An 11,976-nucleotide genomic window follows, 5' to 3' on the forward strand; every position below is an offset into this window, starting at 1 on the left:
AGCCTCACTTCACGGCCTGCTGTTCCGCTTCCAGCACGCTTGCCGCGATCGGCTTGGCGCGATGGCCGGAAACCAGCGCGCCGGCATGCTTGTCCATGCGGATGAAGGGGATCGTTGCCAATACGGTCAATAGCGCGATCACGTAGAAGGCGACGTGGAAATCCTCCACCTGCAGCGCTTCGCCGCGAATGAAGATCGAGGTCTCCAGGATCGCCGCGGCCACGGCCACGCCGAGCGCCAGGCTGATCTGCTGCATGACCGAGCTCATCGAGGTCGCCTGGCTCGCCTGCGCGTCGTCGATATCGGCATAGGCAAGCGCGTTGACGCCGGTAAAGAAGAAGGAACGCGAGAAACCGCCGATCAGAAGCACGAGAATGATGACGAGATGCGGCGTCGTCGGCGTGAAGAAGCCGGTAATCACGGTGACCAGCGTGGTCACGCCCGCCGCCGTCAACAGCGTGGTGCGGAAGCCCACCGCCGCGAACACCCGCCTGGCCATGAATTTCGTGGTGATCGCGCCGATCGCGCCGGCGAATGTGATCAGGCCGGATTGGAACGGCGTCAGCCCGAAGCCGAGCTGCAGCATCAGCGGCGTCAAGAACGGCATGGCGCCGATGCAGATGCGAAACAGCGTTCCCCCCGTCGTCGACGCCCGGAAGGTCGGGTTCTTGAAGAGCTGCAGGTTGAGGATCGGCGCCGGGTGTCGCTTGGCATGGCGCACGTAGAGCACGCCGCAGACGACGCCGATCGCGGTCGCGGCGATGCCGATGATCGGCGGCAGGGCCGGCAGGCTGACGACGGAGAGGCCGAAGACCACGCCGGCCGCCGCGAACGAGGTGAGCACGAAACCGGTGACGTCGAGCTTCGGCGGCGCCGTCGCCTCCACCTCGGGCAGGAAGATCGTCGCCAGCCAGACGCCGATGATGCCGACGGGCACGTTGATCAGGAAGATCCAGTGCCAGGTGAAATAGGTGGTGATGAAGCCGCCGAGCGGCGGCCCGGCCAGCGGCCCGACCAGCGCCGGAATGGTCAGCAGCGCCATGGCCGAGACGAGGTCGCTGCGCTTGGTCGTGCGCAAGAGCACCAGGCGGCCGACCGGCGTCATCATCGCCCCGCCCATGCCCTGCAGGAAGCGGGCGGCGACGAATTCGATCAGGCCGGACGAAATCGCGCAAAGGATCGAGCCGACGACGAAGACGCAGATGGCGAGGCGAAAGATGCGCTTGGCGCCGAACCGGTCCGCCATCCAGCCGCTGACCGGAATGAACACCGCCAGCGCCACCATGTAGGAGGTCAGCGCCAGCTTCAGCGTGATCGGCCCGACATTGAGGTCGTTGGCGATCGCCGGCAGCGCGGTCGAGATGACGGTGGAATCCATCTGCTCCATGAAGAGCGCGACGGCAAGGATCAGGGGAACGATGCGGTTCATGCGCGAATGCCTTGGGGGGTCTTGCGAAGGCGCTTTGAAAGCCATTGCTCTTTAGTCCTCGCGCCGGCATCTGCCAAGTGCGCAATCATCTTAGCAAATGCGAATGCATCACGTCTGCGTGAGACCGCGGGTTCGGGGATTTCAACGGCCAGAATTGACATATGTTCGTTTCGGCGGATTGCGATAAACGGTGGTCCGCCATGACGACGGGGGCAGCGTGGCGATGCGCCGCGCGTTATCGGAAGGATGGGATATGGCGATTTCGTTGGGGATGAACAGGCGCGCTTTCGTAGCGGCGGGCGTTGGCCTGCTGGCCGCGCCGATGATTTTGAAAGAGACGGCCGTGATGGCCGCAAGCGGAGACAAGACCAAGATGGATGCGACGACGCAGCCCCAGTTCAATCAGTTCAAGCTCGGCTCCTTCAAGTTCACCGTCGTGAAGGACGGTGGCGTTGTTGGCGAAAAGCCGAATGAAACCTTCGGCACCGACCAGACGCCGGAGACCGTTCAGGCGCTGCTGGCCAGGAACTTCCTGCCATCGGACAAGTTCGTCAACACCTTCGCGCCCTTCGTGGTCGATACCGGCTCCGACGTGATCCTTGTTGACACCGGCTTCGGTGAAGGCGGCCGCGCCAAGGGCAACGGCCAGCTCGCCGCCGGGCTCAAGGCCGCCGGCTATTCGACCGACGACATCACCGTGGTGGCGCTCACCCACATGCACGGCGACCATATCGGCGGACTGATGGAAGGCGGCAAGCCGGCCTTCGCCAAGGCCCGCTACGTCGCCGGCAAGGCCGAGTACGATTTCTGGACCGACAAGGCCCGTCAGGGAACCCCGGCCGAAGGCGGCCACAAGGCGGTTCTCGCCAATGTCGTGCCGCTGGCCGAAAAGATGACCTTCATCGGCGAAGGCGACACGGTCGCCTCCGGCATCACCGCGATGCTGGCGACGGGGCACACGCCGGGCCACATGATCTTCAACATCGAGTCGGATGGAAAGCGCCTGATCGCCACCGGCGATACCGCCAACCACTATATCCTGTCGCTGCAGAACCCGACCTGGGAAGTCCGCTTCGACATGGACAAGGCCCAGGCCGCCGCCACCCGCAAGAAGGTGTTCGACATGATCGCGACAGACAAGGTGCCCTTCCTCGGTTACCACATGCCGTTCCCATCGGTTGGCTACGCCGAGGTTTACGAAAGCGGCTACCGCTTCGTTCCCAAGACCTACCAGTTCGACCTCTGATCCTGCAGCATGGCAGCCATACCAAGCCCGGCCACCGCGCCGGGCTTGTCGTGTTTTTGGGGTGTGTTTCTCGGCGCGAAAGCGCGCCAGCCTCTCTCGACTCTCATTCCTGTGCTCGTCACGGGAATCCAGCCGACGCGCGTCTGCGCGGCAAGAAGAGTCCATTGCGCTCAAGGACTTGAGCACGTTGCATCCCTGTGACGAGCACAGGGATGAGGATGCGGGGAGGGCGGCGCGAACCTTAGCCGACGTGCTTTCGGTGCAAGAGGGCACATGGCGACCGCTCTTTCACCTCGCCGACGCCACCCGCGGCCGGCCACGTTTTTTACTATTCCCTTGATGCCATAGACGTGGTACCAGCCCTCGCCAACTTCCAAAGCAACCTTACACATCGCCGGTGCGGATAAGACGTTCCGGGTGAGGGTGCATTTTTCTTTTATAAGGAATTGGCCATGGCTCGCATCATTGAAACGCCGACCGGTTTAGACGCACTCACCTTCGATGACGTGCTGCTGCAGCCTGGTCACTCCGACGTCCTCCCGGGCCAGACCAGCGTCGCGACGCGCATTGCCACCGATTTCGAACTCAACATACCCATCATCTCGTCCGCCATGGACACGGTCACCGAAAGCCGCCTTGCGATCGCCATGGCGCAGGCCGGCGGCCTCGGCGTCATTCACAAGAACCTGACCCCGATCGAGCAGGCCGAGCAGGTCCGCCAGGTCAAGAAGTTCGAAAGCGGCATGGTCGTCAACCCTGTCACCATCGGCCCGGACGCCACGCTTGCCGATGCGCTGGCGTTGATGAAGATCCACAGCATCTCCGGCATCCCCGTCGTCGAGAAGTCCGGCCGCCTCGTCGGCATCCTGACGAACCGCGACGTCCGCTTCGCCTCCGATCCGGCCCAGAAGATCTATGAGCTGATGACCCGCGAGGGCCTCGTCACCGTCAAGGAAACCGTCGACCAGCAGGAAGCCAAGCGTCTGCTGCACGCCCACCGCATCGAAAAGTTGCTTGTCATTGATGGAGAGGGCCGTTGCGTCGGTCTCATCACCGTCAAGGACATCGAGAAGTCGCAGCTCAACCCGAACGCCTCCAAGGACGCACAGGGCCGCCTTCGCGCCGCAGCTGCAGTTGGCGTTGGTGATGATGGCTTCGAGCGCGCAGAGCGCCTGATCGAGGCCGGCGTCGACCTGCTGGTCGTCGATACCGCCCATGGCCATTCGCAGGGCGTGCTGAATGCCGTCGCGCGCGTCAAGAAGCTCTCCAACTCCGTCCGCGTCATGGCCGGCAATGTCGCCACCTCGGATGGCACCAAGGCGCTGATCGATGCAGGTGCGGATGCCGTCAAGGTCGGTATTGGTCCGGGCTCGATCTGCACGACCCGCATCGTCGCCGGCGTCGGCGTTCCGCAGCTCGCCGCCATCATGTCGGCGGTCGAAGCGGCCCGCGCCCAGGACATCCCCGTCATCGCCGATGGCGGCATCAAGTTCTCCGGCGACGTCGCCAAGGCGATCGCGTCGGGCGCATCGGCCGTCATGATCGGCTCGCTGCTCGCCGGCACCGATGAAAGCCCGGGCGAAGTCTACCTCTACCAGGGCCGCTCCTTCAAAGCCTATCGCGGCATGGGCTCCGTCGGCGCCATGGCGCGCGGCTCGGCGGACCGCTACTTCCAGGCGGAAGTGCGCGACACCCTCAAGCTCGTTCCCGAGGGCATCGAAGGTCAGGTTCCCTACAAGGGCCCGGTCTCCGGCGTTCTGCACCAGCTGGCCGGTGGCCTCAAGGCTGCCATGGGCTATGTCGGCGGCAAGGACCTCAAGGACTTCCAGGAGCGTGCCACCTTCGTTCGCATCTCTGGCGCCGGCCTGCGCGAAAGCCACCCGCATGACGTGACTATCACCCGCGAAAGCCCGAACTATCCGGGTTCCGGCGCCTGATGAAAGACGCGAGCAGCCGCATTCCGACCATCGTCGTCGCGCTGCTCGTGGCCATCGTGCTGGGCGTCCTTGTCTGGATGCTGCTGGGCTACGTCCTGCCGTTTCGGGACATGACGCGCGCCGCCATGCTCGAAGCGCGGCTGGGCCCCTATGATGCGAGCGATATCGACGCGATGCGCGGTTTGCTCGAGCGAAAGCCGGAAGCACGCGACTTGCTCGTCGCCATGCATCGCGGGCCCGATCTGGTCCTGCCCTTCGTGCTGACGGCCCTGCTGTTTGCTATTGTCACCAGGCTCCGCCCCGCCGGCCGCTACTTCAACCGCCCGATGCATCCGGTCATGATAGCAGCGATCTACGCGCTGCCCTTCGTCTACGGCTTTTCCGACTATGCCGAGAACATCCTGACCGACAACATCTTTTCCGGCGGTTCCGAATGGAGCTTCGCCGCAAAACTGTTGCCCTGGGCGTCGAGCCTCAAGTTCGCGAGTCTGACCGTCTGCATCATCGTCATCCTGCGCTTCCTGGTCTACCGCCTGGCGCCGCCTGCCGATCACGCGGGATCTTAGAGCCTCAGCGCGGCCATCGCCATGGCGGATTGGAAAGCTTGGCCGCCACGAAATCCGCCAGCACCTCCACCTTCACCGGCCGTGTCCGCGCCGAAGGCGTCACGAAGTAGAGCGCGCCCTTCGGCAGGCTCCACTCCGGCAGCAGCGCCTTCAGCCGCCCGTCGGCCATATATTCGCTGGCCATGAACTCCGGCAGTTCGCAGATCCCGAGCCCCGCCAGGGCCATCGGCACCAGCGCCTCGGAATTGGTCACGCGCAACGGCCCGCCGGGTGTCACCACATATTCCTCGCCAGTCTTGCTGGTCAGCCGCCAGACGTCCTGGCGCGGCCGGTAGGCATAGCCGAGGCAGTGATGCGCCGGAAGCTCGCGTGGATGCCGCGGCGTGCCGTGTCGCGCGAGATAGTCGGGCGAGGCGAGAATGAACGGCGAGACAGGCGCCAGTCGCCGCGCCACCAGCGAGGAATCCGGCAGCACCGCGATCCTGAGCGCCGCGTCGAAGCCGTCGGCGACCAGATCGACGACGGCGTCGCTCATATGCAGGTCGACGCTGATGTCGGGATAGAGCTTGAAGAACTCCGGCAGGATCGGCGCGATCCAGTGTACGCCGAAGGTCATCGGCGTCGCCAAGCGGATCAAACCGCGCGGGCGGCTGGACAATTCCCGCGCCGCGTTCTCGATATCCTCGGCGTCGCAATAGATGCGCGAGGCGCGGTCGGCGAGCTTCAGGCCGAATTCGGTAAGCGCGAGCTGCCGCGATGTCCGGTTGAACAAGCGGGCCCCGAAGCGCTCCTCGAGCCGCGCCACGCCGCGCGACACCGTGGGAACGGAAACGCCGAGCGCCTTTGCCGCCCGCGCGAAGGAACGCTCTTCCGCCACCTTGGCGAACATCGCCAGACCTTCGAAATCGGGCAGTTTCATTGTTTCATTCCTGCAATGATGGTTTTCATTCATTTCTATTTCGAAAATTGCGCGCCGTCCATATGTTCTGGTCATCGAACAACAGGACACCACGGACATGACTGACACACTGAATTCCGCCCAGAGACTGAACGGCAAGGTCGCCGTCATCACCGGCGCCACATCGGGCATTGGCCTTGCCACCGCCAAGCGTTTCGCCGCCGAGGGTGCGCGCCTCTTCATCACCGGCCGCCGTGCCGAAGCGCTCGATGCGGCGGTCGCCGCGATCGGCGGCGACGTTACCGGCATCCGCGCCGATTCCGCCAGCCAGAGCGATCTCGATCGCCTGTTTGCCCGCGTCAAGGAAGAGGCCGGCCGCATCGACGTTCTCTTCGTCAACGCCGGCGGCGGCTCTTTCGCGCCGCTCGGTCAGATCACCGAGGAGCATTTCGACGATACCTTCGACCGCAACGTAAAGGGTGTGCTGTTCACCGTTCAGACGGCGCTGCCGCTTCTGGCCAAGGGCGCCTCCATCATCCTCACCGGCTCGACGACGAGCATCAAGGGCACGCCCGCCTTCAGCGTCTATTCCGCCTCCAAGGCCGCCATTCGCAACTTTGCCCGCAACTGGATCCTCGACCTGAAGGATCGCGGCGTCCGCGTCAACACGCTGAGCCCCGGCCCGACGGAAACACCCGGCCTGGTCGAACTGGCCGGCGACGACAAGGCGCAGCAGCAGGGCCTGCTCGACTACATGGCGAGCGTCGTGCCGCTCGGCCGCGTCGCCGATCCCGCCGAGATCGCCAACGCCGCCCTGTTCCTCGCCTCCGACGAGTCGAGCTTCGTCAACGGCATCGAACTCTTCGCCGACGGCGGCCAGGCCCAGGTATAAGGTTGCATGGTCACCCGCGTCCGCCGCGTCATCGTGGCGGGCGCGGCACTGGAAAGCCCGCGCCGTTTCCGCTAAAGCTCTGACTTCGATAGAGAAGTAGCATAGGAGACGACCCGATGACCGGAATGACTGGCTACGAGATGTTCTGGCCCATCATCGCCCAAGCGGCGCTGGTCTACCTGCTCTACATGCTGCTCGGCTACCGCCGCCGGAAGATGCTGAAGTCGGGCAAGGTGCGTGCATCCGATTATCGCGAGAATCGCGGCGAGCCGACCGAAAGCCTGATCGTCAAGAACAGCCTTGCCAACCAGTACGAACTGCCGGTCCTGTTCTATGCCTGCTGCATCCTGCTCTACATGACCGAAGCCGATAACCTGATCGCGCTCGTGCTGGCCTGGATCTTCGTCGCTTTGCGCTATGTCCACGCCTTCGTGCACGTCACCAGCAATGACCTGCGCTACCGCAGCCCGCTCTTCGCCGCCGGCTATGTCGTGCTCGGCGCCATGTGGGTCTGGCTTGCGGTCTGGATGATGTTTCCGAACGGCTGAACGATTGGGACTGATCGTCGTATAGGGCGAATCGCCTGAGTGGACGGCTGTGGGCGAGCGGCACGGTCGACAGGTGGCCGCGATGAGCGAACAATCGGCCGAAACAGCGTAAATTTACCCTCCGAAACCGACCAAATCAGGGCGTATCACCCCGGTTTGGTTGAGCTTTTGCCTGTCGGTAAAATACAATCTATCCTGTTTACGCCTCATGAAGACCTGCATGTCATATCGGCCAAAAGGGCCGGTTTGGGCAATGTCCGGTCTGCGAAAAAGAGGGATGGGGAACGACATGAACGTCGGGAGCTTCGATCGCATTGGCCTCCGCAGGAAGCCGAAACAGGAACGCAGTATTCAGAGGCTGGACCTGATCCTGTCCGCCGCCTCGCAGCTGATCGCGAGCAAGGGCGTGGGCGCCATGCGCATGACCGAACTCGCGGTTGCCGCCAATGTGCCGATCGGCTCGGTCTACCAGTATTTTCCCGAGAAGGCGGCGATCGTCAAAGCCTTGTTCGACCGTCACTCGCTGGCCATCCGCGCGAAGGTCGCCGAAGCCTTCGCGTCGGTGCAATCCGTGCCGGAGGCGCTCGATGTGCTCGAGGCGACCATCGACTGGCACTACGAGGACTATCGCAATGATGCCGCGAGCCTCGGCATCTGGCTCGGCACGGAGACCGACCAGGATCTCTCGCGGCTCAATGTGGAGCACAATAGCCGCATCGCCAGGATCTTCCGCGAGACCGCGCAGCGCATCGCGCCCGAGCTGAGCGATGTCGACACCGAGGCGCGCACCTATCTGTTCAGCCATCTGATCGGCTCGTCGGTCAGGCTTGCCGTGACGAGCGATCCCTTCTTCGCCGCCCGCATCCTGCAGGAGTGCAAATGCCTCGTGCGCACGTCCTTCTTCACGCCGATGCCGGCGGAACTGGCTGCCGGCTGAAAGAGCGGCAGGCGGGCTACAGTCCGCTTACCAGCTGGTGACCGTGTTCGCGACCTTCAGGCGCGGCTGGGCGCGCACGTAAGCGCCCTTCACCTCGGCATCGAGATTGTCCTCCACCACGGCGGGCGTGATGTTGTCGAGGCAGGCGGTGATGTGCGCGGTGATCGCGTTCATCAGCGAGATCGACACGCCCGGCCGCTTCATGATGCCGATCTGCACCGGCGGGAGCGCGGGGAAGCCGTCCGCCTGTGTCAGAACCTTCATGCCCGTGCGCAGCGCCGATTCCGGCATGGTCGAAACGGCGAGCCCCGAAAGAACCGCCGCCGCGATGACGGTGCACGACCAGCTGGTGAACAGGATCTGGTGTTCGCGCCCGACCGCGTCGAGGGCGGCGCTTGCCGCCTGCCGCCAGGGGCAGTCGCGGCGCCCGACGGCGAGCGGCACCGGTGCGTCGTCGCGGATCGGATGGTTGGCCGAGCCCACCCAGCAGAGCGGTTCGGTCCTGACCACGTCGGACATGCGCACGCGCGGATTATGCGTCACCAGCGCGATGTCGAGTTCGCCCCGATGCATGCGCTCGGCGAGATCGACCGAGGGCTCGCAGACGATATAGAGCTCGACATTCGGATGCGTCTTGGCGAAGCGGCCGATAATTTCGGGCATGTAGCGTTCGGCATAGTCGTCGGGCGTGCCGATCCGGAGCGTCCCCTCCAGCCGGTTGTCGTCGAAGGCGGCGATCGCCTCGTTGTTCAGGCGGATGATGCGGCGGGCGTAGTTGAGCAGCTTCTCGCCCTCGACGGTCAGCCGGTTGCCGCGGCCGTCCTTGATGAACAGCTGCTTGCCGATCCGCTCCTCGAGGCGGCGCATCTGCATCGAAACGGCCGATTGCGTCTTGTAGACCCGGTCGGCGGCCTTGGTGAAGCTGCCGGAATCGATGATCGCGATGAAGGTCTGCAGCTGGTCAATATCGAGAGGCGCGGCCATGGTTCTCACCTATAAACATCTCTGATGCTAATCATTAGAAACATTCGTTGGACTGATCAATAGGCCTTTGGCATCTTGGCCGTGCAAATCAATCAAAGTGATGGTCAGGCAATCGGCCTGTCCGCTCGAAAATCAACTTGCCTCTCCGTGCCTGATCGCGCGGAAAGGGCGGGTTGTTGCGCGCCAGTGAAAGGATCTCCCATGCGCACGACAGACCGGATATTGGAACTCGACTGCAACCCCGCGACCAGGACCGTCTCGCAGCGTCTCGTCGCAGGCTTCGCAATGCTGGCATCCGTACTGCGCGTGTTTCGCAACCGTATGGAGATCAACGCGCTGCACGAGCTCGACGACAAGCAGCTGAAGGATATCGGCCTTTCCCGGGCCGATCTCGACGCGGCCTTTCTGGCCTCGACCTTCTTCGAGGACCCGTCGGACATCCTGACGCGATCGGCGCGCAAGCACAGCCGAAATTCGCTTCACCGGCTCAATCAGGATTAGAGCCGAAACCAGTTTTCCCCGCAGGGTGATAGCCAATAGCCCTGCCTCTTGCCCGGTGGCGACCTCCCAGTCGTCTCCGGGTTTTTTTATGCCGGCTTCAAGGTTTGGGAGAGGCGGGCGGCGTCTTCGGCATATAGCTTTCGAAGATCGCTTCCATGTTCTTCTGGTAGCCCTTCTGCACCTCGAGCCCGCTGTCGAACATGGTGTTCAGCATGTCCATGTAGCTCGAGGCATCGGGTGCCTTAGCCGCCTTGTCGCCGGCTTTTGGCGCTTCCGCCGGCTGCTGCGGCGCAGGCTGGGCGAAGCTTCCCATCATCTCCTGGAATGCCTTGGTGAAGGGGTTGTCGAGGAAGGGATTGGCCGGCTGCGCCTTTTCGGGCTCCGGCTTCGGCGCGCTGAACATCAGCTGCATCGCCTGCGTGAACGGATTGTCGAAGATGCTCGGCTGCGGCGTCGGCGTCTGCTTCGGCGCGAAACCGGTTGCCTGTAGCCACTGCTGGATGCTCTCGCCCATCGCCGTGTTGACGAAGGGGTTCACCGGCGCGTTCATCTGTCCCATCGATTGCTTGAACAGCCCACCCATCAGCGTGCCGGCCATGATCGGCAGCATCTGCTTGTAGATCTCCTGGCCGATTCCGGTCATCTGCGCGGCCTGCGCAGCCACCGCCCGCGACACCTCCTTGGAGCCGAAGAGCTGCGCCAGGATGTCGTTGCCGTCGGAAATCCCCTGCGGCGTGAAGGCCTTGCTCATGTCCTCGAAATACTTGGCATAGTTTCCGGAGGAGACCGCCTGCATCAGGCCCATGAAATCGTAGGGGTTGCTGCTGCTGCGCTTCAGCCCGGCCGAAAAAGCCGGCATCAGGGCGGCCATCGCCTGCGTCGCCTGTTCCTGCGCCAGGTTGAACTGCTTGGAGATCGCGTCCATCGCCGCGCCGTTCTGCGCCTGCATCATCATGTCGAAGAGTGGCAGCATGGAAAGCCCTTTCCCGGTTCGCGACGCATGATCGCGCCACTATAGCCGGAAAAAGAAATGCGCAAACCGCTTTTTGGAGAAGGGGTTAGATGGAGTCCTTGACCCGTTCCCAGGCTTTCAGCAGATGGCGGCCGAGGACTTCCGACAGCGCCTTGCCGTCGCGCGCTTCGAGCGCCGTGATCATTTCCTCATGTTCGGCCACCGCGGCCGCCCATTTGTCCGGCCCTTCGTGGCCGATGAAGCGGATGCGCTTCAGCCGCGACTGCAACAGCGCCTGCATGCTGGCCAGCGCCTCGTTGTGCGTCAGCTGGCTGATTTCCGTGTGGATGGCCTGGTTCAGCTTGTAATAGCGCAGCCGGTCCTTGGCCTCGTAGCATTGCAGCATCTCGTCGTGGATGCGCCTGACCCGGGCGATCTCCTGGTCCGTCGCCGTGACGCAGGCGAGGTTGCCGGCCAGTTCCTCCAGGCTCTTCAGCACGATGATCATGTCGTGCACGTCCTTGCCTGTGAAACGCTTGACGACCGCGCCGCGGCTCGGAACGAGTTCCACCAGCCCTTCGCTAGCCAGATACTTGATCGCCTCGCGCAGCGGCGTGCGGGAGACGCCGAGTTGTTCGCCGAGTTGGCTCTCGTGCATCCGCGATCCCGGCGCGAGTTCTCCCTCGATGATCATGTCGCGCAGCCGGCCGACCAGGGTGTCGTGCAGTGCGGTGCGCTGGATGGGCCCGCTATTGGACGTGGGCAGGTCGGACGATGGTTCGCTCATTCGAAGATCGGGTCGCTTTGCTGTGGGGCCGAATACTGGATTCTAGGGTTACACGAGATCGGCGGCAGTTCAAACTCAAAAATGCTGCATACAAAATGCAAAAGACTTGTTCTCGCAATGCGGATGGCCTACAAGGTGCCAATCTTGGTAGGAGAACATAAATCGTGGACATCACCGCGCATGCAGACGACCGCCCCGTCATCGCCCTCGCCATGGGCGATCCCGCCGGCATCAGCCCGGAACTGACGGCAAGCCTTCTTGCCCTCGAAGACATCGCGGCCAAGGCGCACATCATCGTC

Annotated in this window: 12 protein-coding genes and 1 pseudogene; 8 read left to right on the plus strand and 5 right to left on the minus strand. The window is 63.4% G+C overall.

Annotated features, from left to right (window positions below):
- Positions 1-4: 4 nt before the first annotated feature.
- Positions 5-1,429, minus strand: a complete 1,425-nt coding sequence (locus tag GGQ67_RS23630; protein ID WP_183902553.1) for a DHA2 family efflux MFS transporter permease subunit — start codon at positions 1,427-1,429, stop codon at positions 5-7.
- Positions 1,430-1,682: 253 nt separating this feature from the next.
- Between GGQ67_RS23630 and GGQ67_RS23635 the strand changes: the two genes are divergently transcribed.
- From GGQ67_RS23635 to GGQ67_RS23645, 3 genes are all read left to right on the plus strand, one after another.
- Positions 1,683-2,675: an MBL fold metallo-hydrolase gene (locus GGQ67_RS23635; RefSeq protein ID WP_183902554.1), complete on the plus strand. Its 993-nt coding sequence runs from the start codon at positions 1,683-1,685 to the stop codon at positions 2,673-2,675.
- A 452-nt stretch (positions 2,676-3,127) separates the two neighbouring features.
- The gene (guaB, locus tag GGQ67_RS23640) at positions 3,128-4,612 is read left to right on the plus strand and encodes an IMP dehydrogenase (RefSeq protein ID WP_112944593.1); all 1,485 of its coding nucleotides are present in this window, start codon (positions 3,128-3,130) and stop codon (positions 4,610-4,612) included.
- On the plus strand, positions 4,612-5,178 hold the full coding sequence (locus GGQ67_RS23645; protein WP_183902555.1) for a hypothetical protein: 567 nt from the start codon (positions 4,612-4,614) through the stop codon (positions 5,176-5,178). Before guaB ends, GGQ67_RS23645 begins: the two co-directional genes overlap by 1 nt.
- A gap of 4 nt (positions 5,179-5,182) precedes the next feature.
- Here GGQ67_RS23645 and GGQ67_RS23650 read toward each other — a convergent pair whose 3' ends face one another.
- A complete protein-coding gene (locus GGQ67_RS23650) occupies positions 5,183-6,097 on the minus strand; it encodes a LysR family transcriptional regulator (protein WP_183902556.1) in 915 nt (304 codons plus the stop codon).
- Between the two features lie 97 nt (positions 6,098-6,194).
- Here GGQ67_RS23650 and GGQ67_RS23655 point away from each other — a divergent pair, with 97 nt between their 5' ends.
- From GGQ67_RS23655 to GGQ67_RS23665, 3 genes are all read left to right on the plus strand, one after another.
- Complete coding sequence (locus tag GGQ67_RS23655; RefSeq protein WP_183902557.1) at positions 6,195-6,968, plus strand: SDR family oxidoreductase; 774 nt, start codon at positions 6,195-6,197, stop codon at positions 6,966-6,968.
- A 125-nt stretch (positions 6,969-7,093) separates the two neighbouring features.
- Positions 7,094-7,516 carry an MAPEG family protein gene (locus GGQ67_RS23660; RefSeq protein ID WP_183902563.1) on the plus strand — a complete coding sequence of 141 codons (423 nt, stop codon included), beginning with the start codon at positions 7,094-7,096 and terminating at the stop codon, positions 7,514-7,516.
- Between the two features lie 289 nt (positions 7,517-7,805).
- Complete coding sequence (locus GGQ67_RS23665; protein WP_246400304.1) at positions 7,806-8,453, plus strand: TetR/AcrR family transcriptional regulator; 648 nt, start codon at positions 7,806-7,808, stop codon at positions 8,451-8,453.
- Positions 8,454-8,480: 27 nt separating this feature from the next.
- On the opposite strand, the gene GGQ67_RS23670 is transcribed toward GGQ67_RS23665, so the two are convergent.
- Positions 8,481-9,437, minus strand: a complete 957-nt coding sequence (locus GGQ67_RS23670; protein ID WP_183902559.1) for a LysR substrate-binding domain-containing protein — start codon at positions 9,435-9,437, stop codon at positions 8,481-8,483.
- A gap of 201 nt (positions 9,438-9,638) precedes the next feature.
- Between GGQ67_RS23670 and GGQ67_RS23675 the strand changes: the two genes are divergently transcribed.
- Positions 9,639-9,938 (plus strand): DUF1127 domain-containing protein, encoded by a 300-nt coding sequence (locus GGQ67_RS23675; protein ID WP_183902560.1) that lies wholly within the window; start codon positions 9,639-9,641, stop codon positions 9,936-9,938.
- Positions 9,939-10,035: 97 nt separating this feature from the next.
- Here the strand turns inward: GGQ67_RS23675 and GGQ67_RS23680 are convergent, their stop codons facing one another.
- Both GGQ67_RS23680 and GGQ67_RS23685 read right to left on the minus strand, forming a co-directional pair.
- On the minus strand, positions 10,036-10,911 hold the full coding sequence (locus tag GGQ67_RS23680) for a DUF937 domain-containing protein (RefSeq protein WP_183902561.1): 876 nt from the start codon (positions 10,909-10,911) through the stop codon (positions 10,036-10,038).
- A gap of 85 nt (positions 10,912-10,996) precedes the next feature.
- Positions 10,997-11,677: a GntR family transcriptional regulator gene (locus GGQ67_RS23685; protein ID WP_183902562.1), complete on the minus strand. Its 681-nt coding sequence runs from the start codon at positions 11,675-11,677 to the stop codon at positions 10,997-10,999.
- A gap of 164 nt (positions 11,678-11,841) precedes the next feature.
- On the opposite strand from GGQ67_RS23685, the pseudogene GGQ67_RS25410 reads away from it, so the two are divergent.
- Positions 11,842-11,976, plus strand: a pseudogene (locus GGQ67_RS25410) (4-hydroxythreonine-4-phosphate dehydrogenase PdxA); the annotation flags it as partial.

This window comes from Rhizobium metallidurans (assembly GCF_014196505.1).
GTDB classification, from domain to species: domain Bacteria; phylum Pseudomonadota; class Alphaproteobacteria; order Rhizobiales; family Rhizobiaceae; genus Rhizobium; species Rhizobium metallidurans.